The sequence below is a fragment of the Pseudomonas sp. GW822-FHT06D10 genome (assembly GCF_058799535.1).
On record NZ_JBXALN010000011.1, the window covers coordinates 133814 to 151775 of the forward strand.

General features: G+C 62.3%; 13 protein-coding genes. 7 read left to right on the forward strand and 6 right to left on the reverse strand.

Annotation, left to right across the window (positions count from 1 at the left end; all coding sequences use genetic code 11):
• Window positions 1–83 precede the first annotated feature (83 nt).
• Window positions 84–1787, forward strand: coding sequence for an AMP-binding protein (locus tag AC1RL5_RS29315; protein ID WP_492589998.1), 1704 nt, complete (start codon window positions 84–86; stop codon window positions 1785–1787).
• Window positions 1788–1793: 6 nt separating this feature from the next.
• Window positions 1794–2015, forward strand: coding sequence for a hypothetical protein (locus tag AC1RL5_RS29320; RefSeq protein WP_125062762.1), 222 nt, complete (start codon window positions 1794–1796; stop codon window positions 2013–2015).
• A 383-nt stretch (window positions 2016–2398) separates the two neighbouring features.
• Here the strand turns inward: AC1RL5_RS29320 and AC1RL5_RS29325 are convergent, their stop codons facing one another.
• From AC1RL5_RS29325 to AC1RL5_RS29335, 3 genes are all read right to left on the reverse strand, one after another.
• A complete protein-coding gene (locus tag AC1RL5_RS29325; RefSeq protein ID WP_041119081.1) occupies window positions 2399–3298 on the reverse strand; it encodes a hydroxymethylglutaryl-CoA lyase in 900 nt (299 codons plus the stop codon).
• Window positions 3299–3360: 62 nt separating this feature from the next.
• Window positions 3361–3765, reverse strand: a complete 405-nt coding sequence (locus tag AC1RL5_RS29330; protein WP_011062220.1) for a MerR family transcriptional regulator — start codon at window positions 3763–3765, stop codon at window positions 3361–3363.
• 125 nt (window positions 3766–3890) lie between these two features.
• Entirely contained in the window at window positions 3891–4826 is a 936-nt protein-coding gene (locus AC1RL5_RS29335) for a LysR family transcriptional regulator (protein WP_072452706.1), read from the reverse strand.
• Between the two features lie 179 nt (window positions 4827–5005).
• Here AC1RL5_RS29335 and AC1RL5_RS29340 point away from each other — a divergent pair, with 179 nt between their 5' ends.
• Entirely contained in the window at window positions 5006–6235 is a 1230-nt protein-coding gene (locus tag AC1RL5_RS29340) for an acyl-CoA dehydrogenase (protein ID WP_011062218.1), read from the forward strand.
• Between the two features lie 42 nt (window positions 6236–6277).
• Here the strand turns inward: AC1RL5_RS29340 and AC1RL5_RS29345 are convergent, their stop codons facing one another.
• The gene (locus tag AC1RL5_RS29345; RefSeq protein WP_492590000.1) at window positions 6278–7660 is read right to left on the reverse strand and encodes a substrate-binding domain-containing protein; all 1383 of its coding nucleotides are present in this window, start codon (window positions 7658–7660) and stop codon (window positions 6278–6280) included.
• A 294-nt stretch (window positions 7661–7954) separates the two neighbouring features.
• On the opposite strand from AC1RL5_RS29345, the gene AC1RL5_RS29350 reads away from it, so the two are divergent.
• Window positions 7955–8287: a DUF1508 domain-containing protein gene (locus AC1RL5_RS29350; protein WP_011062216.1), complete on the forward strand. Its 333-nt coding sequence runs from the start codon at window positions 7955–7957 to the stop codon at window positions 8285–8287.
• Window positions 8288–8334: 47 nt separating this feature from the next.
• On the opposite strand, the gene xthA is transcribed toward AC1RL5_RS29350, so the two are convergent.
• A complete protein-coding gene (xthA, locus tag AC1RL5_RS29355) occupies window positions 8335–9147 on the reverse strand; it encodes an exodeoxyribonuclease III (protein WP_492590002.1) in 813 nt (270 codons plus the stop codon).
• 176 nt (window positions 9148–9323) lie between these two features.
• Here xthA and AC1RL5_RS29360 point away from each other — a divergent pair, with 176 nt between their 5' ends.
• The 3 genes from AC1RL5_RS29360 (at window position 9324) to AC1RL5_RS29370 (ending at window position 15441) form a co-directional block, all read left to right on the forward strand.
• On the forward strand, window positions 9324–9974 hold the full coding sequence (locus tag AC1RL5_RS29360) for a GNAT family N-acetyltransferase (RefSeq protein WP_072452710.1): 651 nt from the start codon (window positions 9324–9326) through the stop codon (window positions 9972–9974).
• Between the two features lie 65 nt (window positions 9975–10039).
• Window positions 10040–11767: an autotransporter assembly complex protein TamA gene (locus AC1RL5_RS29365; protein WP_015636311.1), complete on the forward strand. Its 1728-nt coding sequence runs from the start codon at window positions 10040–10042 to the stop codon at window positions 11765–11767.
• Window positions 11764–15441, forward strand: a complete 3678-nt coding sequence (locus AC1RL5_RS29370) for a translocation/assembly module TamB domain-containing protein (RefSeq protein ID WP_072452712.1) — start codon at window positions 11764–11766, stop codon at window positions 15439–15441. The genes AC1RL5_RS29365 and AC1RL5_RS29370 overlap by 4 nt, the downstream gene beginning before the upstream one ends.
• A 4-nt stretch (window positions 15442–15445) precedes the next feature.
• Here AC1RL5_RS29370 and AC1RL5_RS29375 read toward each other — a convergent pair whose 3' ends face one another.
• Complete coding sequence (locus AC1RL5_RS29375) at window positions 15446–17926, reverse strand: fimbria/pilus outer membrane usher protein (protein WP_072452714.1); 2481 nt, start codon at window positions 17924–17926, stop codon at window positions 15446–15448.
• Window positions 17927–17962 lie beyond the last annotated feature (36 nt).

Below are 17962 nucleotides of genomic sequence, written 5' to 3' on the forward strand. Positions count from 1 at the left end.
CGAGGCTTTCGATTGGAGCCAGGCTGTTTTGCACCTTTCGCCTGGCTCCTGCACACCCACTAATAAAGACAATAGGGGTCGTCATGGAACACTCGGGTTTCCAGCCGGATCGCAGTTACACCCGTGGTACGCAAGACCAGCCGCTGCTGGCGTTGACCATCGGCCAGGCTTTCGATAACACCGTCGCCGCCTATCCCCAGGGCGAGGCTCTGGTGGTGCGCCACCAGCAGCTGCGCTACACCTGGCAGCAACTGCGCGAGGCGGTCGACCTGCATGCCCGGGCGCTGCTGGCCCTGGGGCTCAAGACCGGCGATCGCCTGGGGATCTGGGCCCCCAACTGCGCCCAGTGGTGCATCGCCCAGTTCGCCAGCGCCAAGATCGGCGTGATTCTGGTGAACATCAATCCGGCCTACCGCAGTTCCGAGCTGGAGTATGTGCTCAGGCAGTCCGGCTGCCAGTGGCTGATCTGCGCTGGAGCCTTCAAGACGTCCGATTACCACGGCATGCTCCAGGGCCTGGTGCCCGAGCTGGCGGAACAGTCCATCGGCCAATTGCACAGCGAGCGGTTACCCGAGCTGCGCGGGGTGATCAGCCTGGATGCGCAGCCGCCGTCGGGTTTCCTGCCCTGGTCGCAGCTATCGGCGCTGGGGGCGGGGGCCACGGCCGAGCAGTTGCAGGCGCGCCAGGACAGCCTGGATTTCGACCAGCCGGTGAATATCCAGTACACCTCCGGCACCACCGGTTTCCCCAAGGGCGCGACACTGAGCCACTACAACATCCTCAACAACGGTTACATGGTGGGGGAGAGCCTGGGCCTGACTGCTGCTGACCGGCTGGTGATCCCGGTGCCGCTGTACCACTGCTTCGGCATGGTCATGGGCAACCTGGGGTGCATCACCCACGGCACCACCATGATCTATCCCAATGACGCCTTTGACCCGCTGCTGACCTTGATTGCGGTGGCCGAAGAGCGCGCCACCGGCCTGTACGGCGTACCCACGATGTTTATCGCTGTGCTCGATCAGCCCCGACGCAGCGAGTTCGACCTGTCGAGCCTGCGGACCGGGATCATGGCCGGGGCCACCTGCCCGATCGAGGTGATGCGCCGGGTGATCAGCGAAATGCACATGAGCGAAGTGCAGATCGCCTACGGCATGACCGAAACCAGCCCGGTGTCGCTGCAGACCGGGCCGGACGACGACCTGGAACTGCGGGTGACCACCGTGGGCAGGACCCAGCCGCACCTGGAGAGCAAGATCATCGACGAGGCCGGCAATGTGGTGCCTCGCGGCACCATCGGTGAGCTCTGCACCCGGGGCTACAGCGTCATGCTCGGTTACTGGAACAACCCTGAGGGCACCCGCGAGTCCATCGATCAGGCCGGCTGGATGCACACCGGTGACCTGGCCACCATGAACCAGCAGGGTTATGTGTGCATTGCCGGGCGCAACAAGGACATGATCATTCGCGGTGGCGAGAACATTTATCCGCGAGAGCTGGAAGAGTTCTTCTTCACCCATCCTGCGGTGGCCGATGTGCAGGTAATCGGCATCCCCTGCGACAGGTACGGCGAGGAGATCGTCGCCTGGATCAAGTTCCACCCCGGCCATTCGGCCAATGAGCTGGAGCTGCAGACCTGGTGCAAGGAGCGTATCGCGCACTTCAAGACGCCGCGTTACTTTAAGTTCGTTGAAGAGTTTCCCATGACCGTGACCGGTAAGATCCAGAAGTTCCGCATGCGCGAAATCAGCATCGAGGAGCTGCGTGAGCGCATGAACAAGGGGTGAACCCGGATGGAGCGTGCATCGGCGCCGGTGCACGCTTTATGGGCAGCAAAGAGGGATCGCAGAAAGCACAAAGGGGAGCCGAAGCTCCCCTTTAATTTTGTCGTTGCGTGCTCTTTTTTTATTATTGAGGGGCGGTCTATTGTTGTTTTTGGCAACCGTTGCCCTTTACTGCTGTTTTTGGCGATCCCCATCCGGGATCAAGAGCAAACGTATTTTTTTGAGCGCTGATTCAATGTGTCGCCAGGGCGATCCAACCAGTTCGGGAGCTACCTCAGGGTAGTTTTATTGTTCTCTGACCGGTTGCGGGTGGCTCTTGCAAGCCCTCCTGCACAGTGCATCCTCTCCAAAAAAATCTGTTAGCTGCGTCTCTGCCGTGTTGTTTTTGTTATCTCAGAGTCGTTACGTCTTATTTTTATTAGGTTTGCTGCTTTTTATTCTTGTTATGCCATAGAGATAGCAGAAGCCGTGCCAACTTTTTAAAGTCCTTTAAAATCAATGACTTGATAATTTTGTAGGACAATCTGTACCGCAACAAATTCGACAAACTGTTTCCGTGTTACTCGTTCCCGCCCCAGATCGGAGTGGCCGGTAACACCCGGCCGCACAATGCCTCAGCTGGCGTTACGCGCCTTGGCCACGCGGGAGCCGGAGGGGCGCCCCAGCACGTTGCAGATCTGCCGGCCGGCGTCGATCAGGCGGTCCATGTCGATACCGGTATGGATGCCCAGGCCATCGAGCAGGTAGAGCACGTCTTCGGTGGCGACGTTTCCGCTGGCGCCCTTGGCATAGGGGCAGCCGCCGAGGCCGGCGATGGAGCTGTCGAACACCGCGATGCCTTCCAGCAGGCTGGCGTAGACATTGGCCAGGGCCTGTCCGTAGGTGTCGTGGAAGTGCCCGGCGAGTTTTTCCCGTGGTACCTGGGCGCCCACCACCTCGAACATGCGCCGGGTGGCACCGGCGGTGCCGGTACCGATGGTGTCGCCCAGAGAGACCTCGTAACAGCCCATGTCATGCAGCTCGCGGGCGACCATGGCCACCTGTTCCGGGGCCACTTCACCTTCATAAGGGCAGCCCAGCACGCACGACACGTAACCGCGCACGCTGATGCCGTGCTGCTTGGCGGCGTCCATGATCGGCACGAAGCGTTCCAGGCTTTCGCTGATGGAGCAGTTGATGTTGCGCTGGGAGAAGGCTTGCGAGGCCGCGGCGAACACCGCCACTTCCTTGACCCCAGCCGCCAGGGCATCTTCGAAACCCCGCAGGTTGGGCGCCAGTGCGCCATAGACAACCCCGGGCTTGCGCTGGATACGGGCGAAGACCTCGGCTGAACCGGCCATCTGCGGCACCCATTTGGGAGACACGAAACTGCCGACTTCTATGTAGCCCAGGCCGGCGGCGGTGAGGGCATCCACCAATTGCACCTTGTCTTCGACGCTGATGGGCTGGGCTTCGTTCTGCAGGCCGTCGCGGGGGCCGACTTCGATCAGGCGTACATGGCTGGGGAGTGACATAGAGGTTCACCTTCTTATAGGGAGTGGCGGATACCGGCGCCCGGGCGCAGGTGTGCCGATGATTATCGGGCGGTGCTTTTCTGGTTCAGGATGGTCTGTTCCAGCGCCTGGGTGCAGCGCTCTTCGGCGGTGTCCAGTTCCAGCTTCATCTGTTCGATGTCGAGCAATTGCTGTTCGAGCTGTTCGCGACGCTCGGCGATTTTCGCCAGCATGCTGTGCAGCTGCTTCAGGTTGCCGCTGCTCGGGTCGTAGAGCTCGATCAGTTCGCGGCACTCGGCCAGGGAAAAGCCGATGCGCTTGCCCCGCAGGATAAGTTTCAGGCTGACCTTGTCCCGGGGCGAATAGATGCGCTCCTGGCCACGGCGTTCGGGAGCCAGCAGGCCCTGCTCTTCATAGAAGCGGATGGCCCGGGTGGTGATGTCGAGCTCGCGGGCGAGGTCGGAAATGCTGTAGGTCTGGCTGCTCATGGAGGCGCTCAAGAGGGGGCTTGGCGCTAAGCTAAAGGCAGGTTGACGTATACGTCAAGCAGTCCGAGCCGATCCCGTTCGCCGGCAAGCCGGCTCCTGCAGTGAGGGCTTGCCGGCGAAAGGGCTCAGGCGGTCTGCTGGTCGAGCTTCTTTTCGTAGGCCGTGACCTGCTGGCAGAGTTCGATCATCTGCTCGCGCATCCAGCGGTTGGCCGGATCCTGGTCGGTGCTCTCGTGCCAGTACAGGTGGGTTTCCACCGGCGGGACATCATTGACTGGCAGGTTGAACGCGTGCAGTTCATGGCGACGGGCAAAGCGCTCCGGTACGGTCATCACCATGTCGGTCTGCTGCAGCACCTGGGAAGCCATCAGGTAATGCTGGGAGCGCAGGGCGATCTTGCGCTGGATACCCATCTTGCCCAGGGCCAGGTCGACATGCCCGAGGCCGCTGCGGCGGCTGGAGATATGGATGTGGGTCAGGGACAGGTAATCGTCCAGGCTGAATTTTTCCTTGCCCGCCAGCGGGTGCCCCTTGCGCATGGCGCACACATAGCGGTCTTCCATCAGCTTGACGTGACGCACCTGGGGGTCGGTATTGAGCGGTGCGTCGACGGCAAAGTCCAGGCGCCCGGCTGCCAGCTCCTTGGTGGTTTCCCGGCGCTTGGAGAGAAAACTTTCGATGATCACCGTCGGCGCCAGGCGCCGCAGGCGCTGGAACAGCGGTGGCAGGATCACCGCTTCAGTGAGGTCGGTCATGCTGATGCGGTAGGTCTTGACCGCTTGCAGGGGGTTGAAAATGCGACTTTCCTGGACCGAAACCCGCAGCAGCGACAGGGCATTGCGCACCGGCCCGATGATGTTCTGCGCCATGGGCGTGGGCACCATGCCCTGGGCGGTACGCACGAAGAGCGGGTCGTTGAAGGTCTCGCGCAGGCGTGCCAGGGCGTTGGATACCGCCGGTTGGGTGATGCCGACGATCTGCCCTGCGCGGGTCAGGTTGGCTTCGGTGTAGATCGCATCGAAAACGATGAAGAGGTTGAGATCGACCTTGCTCAGATTCATTGCGCTGCACTCTTATTGTTAGGGCCTGTGGGAGGGCTCGGAAGCCTGTCGGATCAGCCGATCATATATCGGTGATGAATGTTAATACATGCCGAGAATAGGCTAGGTAAATTTTCGTAGCTGATCTAGCATCGATTTCAGTCCTCCAACACCCGATCGTCACAAAGGTAGAGCTGCCCATGGAATTCGCCTATTCCCCCAAGGTTCAGGAACTGCGTGAGCGTGTCACCGCGTTCATGGATGCCTATGTTTATCCGGCTGAAGCGGTCTTCGAGCGTCAGGTTGCCGAAGGCGATCGCTGGCAGCCGACCGCCATCATGGAAGAGCTGAAACTCAAGGCCAAGGAGGCCGGGCTATGGAATTTGTTTCTGCCTGAGTCGGAGTTGGGGGCAGGCCTGACCAACCTTGAGTACGCGCCGCTGGCGGAAATCATGGGGCGGTCGTTGTTGGGCCCGGAACCCTTCAACTGCTCGGCACCGGATACCGGAAACATGGAAGTGCTGGTGCGCTACGCCAACGAAGAGCAGAAACAGCGCTGGCTGGAGCCATTGCTGCGTGGCGAGATCCGCTCCGCGTTCGCCATGACCGAGCCGGACGTGGCGTCCTCCGATGCCACCAACATGGCGGCCCGTGCGGTACGCGACGGCGACCAGTGGCTGATCAACGGCAAGAAATGGTGGACCTCGGGCGCCTGCGACCCACGCTGCAAGATCCTGATCTTCATGGGCCTGAGCAACCCGGATGCGCCGCGCCATCAACAGCACTCGATGATCCTGGTGCCGGTGGATACCCCCGGGGTGAAGATTGTTCGCCCGTTGCCGGTGTTCGGCTACGACGACGCACCCCATGGCCACGCCGAAGTGCTGTTCGACAACGTCCGGGTGCCCTACGAGAACGTGCTGCTGGGTGAGGGCCGTGGTTTCGAGATTGCCCAGGGCCGCCTTGGCCCGGGCCGGATCCACCACTGCATGCGTTCCATCGGCATGGCGGAGCGGGCGCTGGAACTGATGTGCAAGCGTTCGGTGAACCGCACTGCCTTTGGCAAGCCGCTGGCGCGCCTGGGGGGCAACATCGACAAGATCGCCGATTCGCGGATGGAGATCGACATGGCCCGGCTGCTGACGCTGAAGGCCGCGTACATGATGGACACCGTGGGCAACAAGGTGGCCAAGAGCGAGATTGCCCAGATCAAGGTCGTGGCGCCGAACGTGGCCCTGCGGGTGATCGACCGGGCGATCCAGATTCACGGCGGGGCCGGGGTCTCCAACGACTTCCCGCTGGCCTATATGTATGCGATGCAGCGCACCTTGCGCCTGGCCGACGGCCCGGATGAGGTGCACCGCGCGGCGATCGGCAAGTATGAAATCGGCAAGTATGTACCCAAGGAGCTGATGCGCAGCGGGCATTGAGGGCGATGCGGCCGGCCTGTCGCAAGGCCGGCCGCTGTGAGTTCAGTACACCCAGACCTCCACGCGGCGGTTCTTGATCCGCCCTTCGTCGGCACTGTTGGCCGCTACCGGCAGCTCGCCGCCAAAGCCGCGAATCTCGCGAAACACCACGCCGCTCTTCACCAGTTCCCGGCGTACCGCCATGGCCCGCAGCTTGGACAGCAGGGCCGCGCGGGCCGGATCGTTCTTGGCGTCACCGAAGCCGGCCAGGGTTACCTGGCGGTTCATCTTGCCGTGCTGGCGCAGGTAATCCAGTACCCGATTGAGGTCCTGGCGGGCCTTGTTGTCCAGGCTGGCGCTGCCCTCCTCAAAACGAAAGTTGACCGTCAGGCGCTGCGCCTGGCGGGTGAGCGCCTGATAAGCCTCCGGCATCTGCGGGCTGGGAGCGACACGCATGGCCTGCACGGTCTGGGCGATAAAGCCGTTGGCGGCGACGATGGCCTGGCCCTTGCTGCCCTGGGCAAATCTCACCAGGGCATCGGCCCAGGGGTTCTGCCCATTGGGCGGCAGGTACAGATACAGGCGCCGTGACAGCGGGTAATCCTCGGTGGCGATCAGGCTGTTGAGCGGCAGCATCGGCTGTGAGTCGCCGTCGACAATGGCCACCGCCTTGGCCTGGCGTACATAGGGCAGGCCGATGAAGCCTATGCCCTGGGGGTCATGGCTGACTGCGTCGGACAACTGCTCGCTGGATTCAAAACGTTTTGCGCCGGGGCCCAGGGCCTTGCCGCGACGGCTGAGTACCAGTTCCTTGAAGGTGTCGTAGGTGCCGGACTGGTCATCCCGGGCGTAGAGATGTACCGCGCCGCCAATGCCACCCAGTTCTTCCCAGGTCCTGGCTTCGCCGCTGAACAGCCGGGCCAGTTGCTCGGTGTCCAGTTGGTTCAGCGGGTTGTGCGGATGCAGGATGATTGCCAGCCCGTCGATGGCGATCACCTGTTCGGCGCTGGGGCTTTTCAGGTCCCCCAGACTTTCAAGGTCCACCAGCTCGCTGTCCTTGATAGGCCGTGAAGCGGCGGCCAGGTCGGCCCGGGCGGTTTTCAGAGCGGCAAAGCCGGTACTCGAACCGTGGGCGGCCACTTCCACCCGCACCGCTCGGCCCTGGGCGGTTTGCCCCACCACCTGTTGTTCATTGTCTTTGGCATTGGCGGTGATCCTGATATCGCGCAGGCCCTGTTCTTCCATCAGGCCCCTGACCAGGGCCGGCCCGAGCCGGGCGCCGATGGTATTGGAGCCTTGGATGCGCAGGACGGGCGCATTGTCCGGGGCTGAGGGCAGGGCGGCGAATACCGACCAGGGCAGGGCGTAGCAAACGAAACCGATCAGAAACAGGCTGATGGTCCGGCACCAGATATCTCGTTCGCTGACGGTGGAAGCGCGGGGCATGGCGGCACTGGCCTTCTATATAGAGGGAGGAGGTAAGTGCTGGGGACATTAAGTCAGGGAGGTGACAGGGATGTGACGGACGGGGCTGTTTGCAGAGAAATGGCGAAAGTCCTACATCATAAATAGCTGTTTTCTCTAGATTTTTTGAGATTTGTCCTAAAGACCAGCCTCGGAACGGCGCGTAGAGTGGGCAACTTTGTCTGGCGGGGATTGGGGCGACTGCCAACGCGTCATCCCCCGCGGATGCCTCGGCAGTGTTGAGCTGCTATTTCGTAGTATGCAAAGGAGTTACAAATGAGTGCCTGGTTCGAGCTGAAGCAGTATGGCAGTGGTGCATGCAGATTCTTGCTGAAGACAAAGGAGGCGCAGACCATGCTTCAAAGCGACCGCTACCCTTGCCGGGACAGTGCCGAGGCGGCTCTCGGCCTGTTCCGCGCACACTGCGCTTCCCCGGAACGCTACGTCAAGAAAATTTCGTCGGGCGGCAAACCTTTTTTCAAGCTCAAGTCCGGTAAGGAAGTGATTCTGGTCAGCCACTTGTACGATTCGGAAGCCACCCTCGAGAGCGCCATCAGCGCTATCGCCAGTGCCGGTACCACGGAGCGGGTCGAGCACATACAGCTGTAACCGCAAAAAAAAGCCCATCGGCAGATGGGCTTTTTTGTGCCTGTCGATCAGCCCAGTTCGAGCCAGATCGGCGCATGGTCCGAAGGTTTTTCCATGCCCCGCAGTTCATAGTCGACCCCAGCGTCCTTGACCCGTGGCAACAACCCCTGGGAAGCCATGATCAGGTCGATGCGCAGGCCGCGTTTGGGTTCATCCTCGAAGCCGCGGCTGCGGTAGTCGAACCAGCTGAAGCGGTCGTTCACCTCGGGGTTCAGGTGACGAAAGCTGTCCACCAGGCCCCAGTTCTTCAGGCGGGCCATCCACTCGCGCTCTTCCGGCAGGAAGCTGCACTTGCCGGTCTTCAGCCAGCGCTTGGCGTTCTCGGCGCCGATGCCAATGTCGCAATCTTCCGGGGAAATGTTCACATCGCCCATCACCACCAGGGGCTGGTCATTGCTGAAACGGCTTTCCAGCAGGTGCTGCAGATCCTGGTAGAAGCGCTCTTTGGCCGGGAATTTGGTGGGATGGTCGCGGCTTTCGCCCTGGGGGAAGTAGCCGTTCATGATGGTCACCGGGGTGCCGTTGGCATCGGCGAAGGTGCCCCAGATAAAGCGCCGCTGGGCGCCCTCGTCGTCACCTTCAAAGCCTTTATGCAGGGCCAATGGTGCCTGGCGCGAGAGCAGGGCTACGCCGTAATGGCCTTTCTGGCCGTGGTAATGCACGTGGTAGCCCAGGGCCTGGATGTCGGCAAGGGGGAACTGTTCGTCGGCGACCTTGGTTTCCTGCAGGCCGATCACGTCCGGCTGGTGTTTGTCGATCAGCGCCGCCAGCTGATGGGGGCGGGCACGTAGCCCGTTGATATTGAACGAGACGATTTTCATGGTCGGCGGTCCTGGCAAAACAGCGATGCTAGCTGACAACGCCCGGGCCGGCCAGCGTGGCGGCGTGGCGGATGCGCTGCTAATGTCCCAGGGGCGCGGGAACGATCAGCGGCGCGCAGGGCTCGTACTAACAAGAACGCGGCCATTTGAGCCGGGTCCAGGGGAGAGTGACCGTCATGCCTGATTCCTCCAATGTCATCGCCGATATTCACCAGCTCGACAGCGGCTATTCCCGCGAAGCGCGGTCGCTGCTGTACCAGGCCTACCGCCATGAGCCGACCTTCGGCTTCATTTTCGAAGCCGATCGCCCCGGCTACGAACAGCGGGTACGAGCCACAGTGCGCGAATTGGTGAAGCAGCATTTTCTTCAGGACCTGCCGGCCATCGGCCTGCTGGTCAATGACCGGCTGATCGGTATCGCCCTGATCGCGCCGCCGCAACGGCGCCTGGGCATCACCGAAAGTTGGGCATGGCGCCTGCGCATGGTGCTCAGCACCGGGTTTCGCTGCACCCAGCGCTATCTGGAGTATCACCAGGCGGTGCAGGCCTGCCTGCCCAATGATGCGGTGCATGTGCTGCCGCTGCTGGGGGTACATCCGCAGTTTCAGGGCCAGCATTTCGGTGAGCAATTGCTGGCGGCGGTGCACAACTGGTGCGCCGTGGACGAACATTCCCAGGGTGTGGTGCTGGACACCGGCAATCCGCGTTACCTGGAGTTCTACAAGCGTCAGGGCTATGAAGAGGTCGGTGAGATTGCGGTGGGGCCGGTGCGTGAGCATGTATTTTTTCACCCCAACCCGCAGCACTTACAAAGAGCAACAGCCTGATATAGAACTTTCCGTGCACCTGAGCGCTCTATCGCCCTCCCAAGCTCGTGATAGCATCCGCGCCTATGAAGTTTCCAGGAAGATTTACCAGCGGCTTTTTGCTGTTGTTCACAAGCTGTGCGGCGCTGGCGCAGAGCGAATTGGATGTCAGGGTCAAGCCCGCCAATGACGAGTTGAAGGCCAATGTGGAGGGTTACATTGGCAGTGTCGGCGATCGCGATGAAGAAGCCTTGCTGCGGTTCAGCCGGGGCGCCGAGGAGCAGGCGAAGAAAGCCGCCCAGGCCCTGGGCTACTACCAACCGCATATCCAGAGTGAGGTGCGTGGCGGTGACAAACCGCGCCTGACGTTGCGGATCGACCCCGGCGAACCGGTGCACCTGCGCAACGTGACAGTCCGGGTCGAAGGCCCGGCGGCCTCCCTCAAGTCGTTTCGCCTTCCCGACGGCGACCAGCTCAAGCCTGGTGCCGTGCTCAATCATGGCCATTACGAAGACGCCAAGCGCCTGATCCAGAACCAGGCTTCGCGCTATGGCTTTTTCAGCGGGCGCTTTACCCAGCAGAAACTGTCGGTGGACCCCCAGGCAGGTGTCGCGGACATCGACCTGGTCTATGACAGCGGCCCGCGCTACGCGCTGGGCAAGGTCAGCTTTAGCGGTGACTCCCTGTTCGATGAAGACCTGTTGCGGCGCATGGTGCCGTTCAAGGCCGGTGCGCCCTACGACTCCGAACTGATTGCCGAACTCAACCAGGCCCTGCAGTCGAGCGGCTACTTCGAGGGCGTGCGGGTGGACGCCGCGCCTACTGCCGCCGAGCACGAGGTGATTCCGGTGGCGGTCCAGCTGGAAACCCGCAAGCCCCGGACCATGGGCCTCGGCCTCGGCTATTCCACCGACGTGGGGCCGCGGGTCAAGGCCAACTGGACCCGGCACTGGGTCAACCCCCAGGGCCACAGTTACGGCTGGGAGGCAGAAGTTTCTGCTCCGCGGCAGAACGTCGGCCTGTGGTACGACATTCCCCTGGACCCGCCTCTGACCGACAAGCTGCGGTTCGCCGGTGGTTACCAGAATGAAGAGATTGCCGGCACCGATACCCTGAGTAAGTTGCTCACCATCGGTCCCGAGTGGCACAGCAAGTTGCCCAGCGGCTGGCAGCGGGTGCTGTCGCTGAAGTATCAGCGAGAGGAATATCGCCTCGGGGACGACTCGGGCCTGAGTAATCTGCTGATGCCTGGCCTGACGTATTCCTACCTGCGCAGCGACAATCGCATCGACCCGCATAACGGCTATCGCATTCAGTTCGACACCAAGCTGGCCAAGGAAGGGGTCGGTTCCGACACCAACCTGCTGTATGGCACGGTGCTGCTGAAGGGACTGACCACGGTCTGGGACAACCACCGCTTTCTCGGGCGAGTGCAGTTCGGTGGCAGTGCCACCAATGGCTACAAGTCGATTCCGCCATCCTTGCGCTTCTTTGCCGGTGGCGACCAGAGCGTTCGGGGCTACGACTATCAGACCCTGTCACCGGAAAACTCCGAAGGTGATCGCATTGGCGGCCGCTACATGGTGGCCGGTAGCGTCGAGTACCAGTATTCGATCGCCGAGAAATGGCGGATCGCGACCTTTGTCGACCAGGGCAACTCTTTCAACAAGCTGGAGCTGCCTAACCTCAAGACCGGGGTGGGCGTCGGCGTACGCTGGGTTTCGCCAGTGGGACCGATCCGGGTCGACCTGGCCCACGCGATGAATGACGACGGCGGCATCCGCTTGCACTTTTCCATGGGGCCAGAGCTTTGAAGCGTGGTTTGAAGATAACGCTGCTGGCGATTGTTGCGCTGGTGATCCTGATCATTCTGGCCGTGGCCAGCGTACTCGGAACCCAGGCTGGCAGCCGCTGGGCCCTGGCGCGAGTGCCGGGGCTGACCCTGGACAATTTCGAGGGCCGCCTTGGCGGGCACTGGAGCGCCGATCATTTGCTCTGGCAACAGGAGGGCAACCGGGTCGAGCTCAACGCCGTGCAGTTCACCTGGTCGCCCGGCTGCCTGCTGCGCATGACCCTGTGCATCGAGCAGTTGGAAGCCGATCAGGTCAGCCTGCTGTTCCCTCCGAGCGGCGAAACCGAAACCAGTTCGGAGCCCATCAGCCTGCCGGAATTGAAGCTGCCGTTGGCCATCGAGTTGGGGCAAGTGCGTGTGGGCAGCCTGCTGTTCAATGGCAGTGAAGAACTCAAGACTCTGCAACTGGCGGCGCACTGGACTGCCCAAGGCCTGCAGATCGACTCTTTGCACCTAAAGCGCGATGAACTGAGTCTGGACCTTTCCGGGCTGCTGCAACCCAGTGGCGACTGGCCCCTGACCGCCCAGGGCAACCTCGGCTTGCCCGCTCCCGGCGGTGGCCCCTGGTCCCTGGCGTTGAAGGTTGAAGGCGACCTGCTCAAGACTCTGCGGCTCAATGCCGACAGCAGTGGCTACCTGCAAGGGCAATTGAGCGGCCAGGTGCAGCCCCTGGTGGAGAACCTGCCGGCCCAGGTGCGCATCACTGCCGATGGGTTCAAGGCCAGCGCCGATCTGCCGGACACCCTGCAACTGGATCAGCTGGAGCTGACTGGCCAGGGCGACCTGAAAAGCGGCTACCAGCTCGCCGGCAAGGCCAGCCTGCCGGCGGAGCAGGGCCCGGTGGCCCTGTTGCTGCAAGGCAAGGTCGACGCCAAGGGCGCACAGATTGCCGCCCTGGACCTGAGCGCCAACGACAAGCAACACCTCAAGCTCAGTGGGCAACTGGACTGGAGCGAAGGTTTCGCCGCCGAGGCCAAGCTGGCCTGGCTGGACTTCCCCTGGCACCGCCTGTATCCGCTGATTGACGAGCCGGCGGTGCGGGTCCGCAGTTTTGATGCCGAAGTGGCTTACCGTGACGGTAACTACCTGGGCAACTTCAAGGGCGACCTGGACGGCCCGGCAGGCGCGTTCAGCCTGAGCAGCCCGTTCAGCGGCGACCTGACGAAAATCTATCTGCCGCAGTTCAAGCTGGCGGCGGGCCAGGGCAAGGCCGAGGGCCACCTGAACCTGCAGTTCGCCGACGGCATTGCCTGGGATACCGCCCTGGATCTGTCGGCCATCAACCCCGCGTACTGGGTGGCGGAGCTGCCCGGAACCCTGGCCGGCCCCCTGCGCAGCCAAGGCGAAATGAAGAACCAGCAACTCAAGCTCAATGCCAACCTCGACCTCAAGGGACGCTTGCGCGGACAGCCGGCGGTTCTCCAGGCCAAGGCCGACGGAGCGGGCGAGCAATGGACCCTGGGCGCGCTGGACATCCGCCTGGGAGACAACCGGATCAACGGCTCCGGCAGCCTGCAACAGAAGATCGCCGGCCAGCTGGAGATCAAGATGCCGCGCCTGGGTCAGCTCTGGCCCGAGTTGCGTGGGCAGCTCAACGGTCGGCTGGACCTGGCCGGCACCCTCAAGGCGCCACAGGGCAAGCTGGACCTGGCCGGGCAGCAACTGGCCTTTGCCGAAAACCGCCTGCAGAACCTCAAGTTGGACGCCACTCTGGATGGTGCGCAAAAGGCCCAGGTGGACCTCAAGGGCAGCGGGATTCAACTGGGCGACACGCAGTTGGGGACCCTGACCCTGGCCGGCCAGGGCGACATCAAGAAACAGAAACTGCAACTGGACCTGCAAGGACCGCTGTTGAAACTGGCCCTGGGCCTGGATGGCGTCCTGGACCAGGGCAACTGGCGCGGGCGCCTGGCCAGCGGTGATGTACAGACTGGCGGCCAGGATTGGAAGCTGCAAAATCCGGCCCGGCTTGAGCGGCTGGCCAACGGCACGCTGAACTTCGGTGCCCACTGCTGGGCCAGCGGCGATGCCAGCCTGTGCGGTGAAGACCAGCGGCTGATGCCGGACCCGAAACTGCGTTATCACCTCAAGCGTTTCCCCCTAGACAGCCTGGCGCAGTGGCTGCCCAAGGATTTCGCCTGGAAGGGCATGCTCAATGCCGATGTGCAGCTGGACTTGCCGGCCAGCGGGCCCCAGGGCCAGATCATGCTGGACGCCAGCGGTGGCACCCTGCGGGTCAAGGAAAAGGACCAGTGGCTGGATTTCCCCTATCAGGCGTTGAAGCTCAATACCCGCCTCACCCCGCGGCGCATCGACACGCAGTTGCAGTTCGACGGCGGCAAACTGGGTGAGCTGATGCTCCAGGCGCAGATCAATCCGTTGCCGAAAAGCAAACCGCTGTCCGGTGATTTCCGCCTCAGTGGCCTGGATCTGTCCGTGGCGCGGCCGTTCGTGCCCATGGTGGAAAAGCTCAGCGGCAGCCTCAATGGCAGCGGTCGTTTGTCTGGCGGCCTGCTGGCGCCTCAGGTCAACGGCAACGTGCAGTTGTCCGGGGGCGAGGTGTCCGGCTCCGAGTTGCCCATCAGCCTTGAAGACCTGCAACTGAGCGCGCAGATCGCTGGCGAGAGCGTGCAGCTCAACGGCGGCTGGAAAAGCGGCAAGGCCGGGCAGGGCAGCCTCAATGGCAACATCGCTTGGGGCCGGGCGCTATTGGTGGACCTGAGCCTCAAGGGCACCCAACTGCCGGTGACGGTGGAGCCCTATGCAGCGCTGGAGGTGGCGCCGGACCTGAAGATCTCGCTGCAGGAGGAAAAGCTGGCGATTGCCGGCAAGGTGCTGATCCCCAAGGGCCAGATCACCGTGCGCGAATTGCCGCCCTCGACAGTCAAGGTCTCCGACGACACGGTGATCGTCGGCCAGCAGACCGACGACGGCAAAAAGGCCATGGCCATGGCCATGAATATCGATGTGGAGGTGGGCCAGGACAAGCTGGCCTTCAGCGGTTTCGGCCTGACTGCCAACCTGCAGGGGCACGTGCACATTGGTGACAACATGGATACCCGCGGTGAGCTGTGGCTCAACGACGGCCGCTATCGGGCCTACGGCCAGCGCTTGACCGTGCGTCGTGCGCGGCTGCTGTTTGCCGGCCCCATCGACCAGCCTTACCTGGACATCGAGGCCGTGCGCCAGACTGACGACGTGATTGCCGGCATCCGCCTGAGTGGCAGCGCCGAGCAACCGGCGACGCAGATCTTCTCGGAGCCGGCCATGAGCCAGGAACAGGCGCTGTCCTATCTGGTTCTGGGGCGCCCGCTGACGTCCACCGGTGAAGACAACAACATGCTGGCCCAGGCGGCTCTCGGGCTGGGGCTGATGGGCAGCTCGGAACTGACCGGCGGCATTGCCAAGAACCTGGGCATTCAGGACTTCCAACTCGATACCCAGGGCAGCGGCAACAACACCAGCGTGGTGGCCAGCGGCGCCATTTCCGAAAGGCTCAGCCTGCGCTATGGCGTCGGGGTCTTTGAGCCGGCCAGTACCATCGCTCTGCGTTACAAGCTGAGCAAGAAGGTCTATCTGGAAGCAGCAAGCGGTTTCGCCAGCTCCCTGGATATCTTTTACAAGCGCGATTTCTGAGGAGTCAGGGGCGGCACACCAGTGTCGCCCGCTCGTAGTTCAGCGCGGCGTTGCGTTCGGGCAACGCATAAGGCGCTTCACAGCGCTGGCCCTGCCAGTTGATGGTCAGGGTACCGGCGTCGGCTTCAACCAGCGCCAGGGCCTTGCCACCAGGGTCAGAAATCGCCAGCTGTTTGCCGGTGCTGTCCTCGAGCGACGCGCCAAACGGAATCGGCTGGTGTCGAGCGTCGAACAGCGCAAACTGCACTCGCCGTCCGGTCTTGCTGGTGTAACGCGCCAGCACCACGGCACCACGACGTGGCACCACTTGCCGGGTCGCACTGTCGATCTCGATATCGGCGCCCAGGTCTCGAGTGTCGAGGTTGATCCAGTTCACGCGATAGGGCTGCGCATTGGGGACCACGGCGAAGCCGTTGCTGCCGGTCCTGGCTCCGGAGAAGCTGCCGATTTTCACCCCTTCCACGCCTTCGACCTGCGCCAGCGCGAACGTTTCGCCCACGGTCTGTCCCAGGTTGATCCCGCCGGCATGGCCGACGATCGAGCCTGACAGGTTAAGGTTTTGCGAGTTGTAGCCGCGCCCCTGGCTGTAGCCGGCACTGATATCCATTACCGAGGTGCGGGTGCTGAGGTTGACCGAGCCGGAGCTGCCGCCAGTGCTGCTGTTGCCGGCTTGCACCGAGTAATAGGTGTCGCTGTCTTGCGACAGATAGCCGTTGATGCCCATTTGCGTGGTATCGCCGGACTTCTGCGTGCTGGCCGAGACGAAGGCGCGGGGTGCACGAGGCTTGGAGCCCAGCGGGAACGATACGGACAGGTTCACCAGCGTGTCATTGTTCGCCGGCCCGTAGTTGCCGACATCCTTGGAGTAGGTGGCGCCGAGGTTGTAGCTCACATCGCCCCAATAGTTGCTGTAACCCGCCGACAGGCTTTGCGAACCACCGCGTCCCCAGTAACGCTGGTCGCTGGCGTTGATGTAGATGCTGCCGTATCGCTGGTTTCGGCCCAGGCTCTGGTTGACGGTCAGGTCGGTACGGGTTTTCGAGTTGCCGATACGCTTGTGACCGTCGTTGCTCAGTTCCTCGACGTGCTCGGTGAGGGTGCGATAGCCCTCGGTCGAGTAGCGATAGGCGGCGAGGGTAAAGTTGGTGTCGGTGCCGGTGAACGTCTTCGCATACAGGGCGCGCAGGCTGTTGCCGGTGATGGTTGCGCCGAAAGTGCTGCTCATGGAGTGGGTCAAGTCCAGTGAGACGGCACCGATAGTTGTATTGCGGCCAGCTCCGACGGACAGCGCCTTGAAGTTTTCCGAGGCCTGCACCCCGATGATCCCGGACAAGTTACTGCTGATGCCGTACGCCAGGGTGCTGCTGACAAATTGCGGTGACTTCTGGTCATCGCTGTTGCTGTTGTACTGGCCGGCCGAGACGCTGTACTTCAACTGGCCCTCACGGACCATGATCGGCAGGCTGGAAAATGCCTGCACCGTCACCCGGCGGCGGCCATCGGCTTCGATAATCGTCACTTCCAGGTCGCCGTTGGAGCCGCTGGGGTAGATATCGCTGATCTCGAATGGCCCCGGCGGCACGTTGGCGGTGTAGAGAAGGTAGCTGTCCTGGCGGATCTCCACGGTGGCGCTGGACTGCGCAATGCCGCGAATGATTGGCGCATAACCGCGCTCGCTGTCGGCACGCATGCCGTCGTCGGACGCCAGTTTCAGGCCGCGATAGCGCACGCTGTCGAACAGGTCGGCATCTGAAAAGATATCCCCGGCGCTGAACTGACCCTTCAGGGCTGTCACGTCGTGTTGCAGATAGCTGCGGTTACTTTTGAATGTGCTGGGGCGGCCGGTGCTGCTGCTGAAGTTCGATTCGTTACGCAAGCGCCAGGCGCCGAGGTTGATGCCGTTGCGCAGGCCGACGTTGTTGGACAGGGTATTTTCACCCCGAGTGCCGTTGCGGCTGCTGCTCAATTGATAGTTGATGAACGCGGCGGGAACGCCTTCGTCCCACAGGGCCGGGTCGACATAACCACGTCGGCCACGCGCCATGGCGCTTTGCGGGACACTGACCATCAAGCGCAGGCGGGGCACGTCGTAACGCACGCTGGCGTGATCGATCAAGGCGGGCAGGTCCAGGCAGGTTTCGGGATCATCGCTGCCCAGTTTGCCGCTGGCCTGCAGTTTGTCGATGTCGACCCCTAATTGCTGCACCATCTCCAGAGTCAGGCAGGCCTCGATCTTGTTCGTGCCGGGAGAACGACGAAAATCGATGTCGCGGCGCCCGACCAGCGTCTCGTTGCCGTACAGGTCCACCCGATAGATACCGGGCAGCACGCGACTGCTGGCAAACAGTGATTGCAGATCGACAGAAGATGTTGCGCCTTGCAGGAACGAGGTATTGAACTGTTCTTCGTCATCGGCAAGGCAGGTGCAGCTGAAAACCAGGGCAATCGAAAACGGCGCCCATCCGTCGCGCTTGAGTAAAAACATTCAGGAACCCTATATCACCTCCGATACCAACTAACG

Bases quoted from the DNA above. Each gene is read 5' to 3' on its own strand.
- AC1RL5_RS29335 (WP_072452706.1), bottom strand. From the start codon at position 4,826: ATGAATCTGAGCAAGGTCGATCTCAACCTCTTCATCGTTTTCGATGCG.
- AC1RL5_RS29350 (WP_011062216.1), top strand. From the start codon at position 7,955: ATGAGTGCCTGGTTCGAGCTGAAGCAGTATGGCAGTGGTGCATGCAGA.
- xthA (WP_492590002.1), bottom strand. From the start codon at position 9,147: ATGAAAATCGTCTCGTTCAATATCAACGGGCTACGTGCCCGCCCCCAT.
- AC1RL5_RS29320 (WP_125062762.1), top strand. From the start codon at position 1,794: ATGGAGCGTGCATCGGCGCCGGTGCACGCTTTATGGGCAGCAAAGAGG.
- AC1RL5_RS29315 (WP_492589998.1), top strand. From the start codon at position 84: ATGGAACACTCGGGTTTCCAGCCGGATCGCAGTTACACCCGTGGTACG.
- AC1RL5_RS29345 (WP_492590000.1), bottom strand. From the start codon at position 7,660: ATGCCCCGCGCTTCCACCGTCAGCGAACGAGATATCTGGTGCCGGACC.
- AC1RL5_RS29360 (WP_072452710.1), top strand. From the start codon at position 9,324: ATGCCTGATTCCTCCAATGTCATCGCCGATATTCACCAGCTCGACAGC.
- AC1RL5_RS29365 (WP_015636311.1), top strand. From the start codon at position 10,040: ATGAAGTTTCCAGGAAGATTTACCAGCGGCTTTTTGCTGTTGTTCACA.
- AC1RL5_RS29330 (WP_011062220.1), bottom strand. From the start codon at position 3,765: ATGAGCAGCCAGACCTACAGCATTTCCGACCTCGCCCGCGAGCTCGAC.
- AC1RL5_RS29325 (WP_041119081.1), bottom strand. From the start codon at position 3,298: ATGTCACTCCCCAGCCATGTACGCCTGATCGAAGTCGGCCCCCGCGAC.
- AC1RL5_RS29375 (WP_072452714.1), bottom strand. From the start codon at position 17,926: ATGTTTTTACTCAAGCGCGACGGATGGGCGCCGTTTTCGATTGCCCTG.
- AC1RL5_RS29340 (WP_011062218.1), top strand. From the start codon at position 5,006: ATGGAATTCGCCTATTCCCCCAAGGTTCAGGAACTGCGTGAGCGTGTC.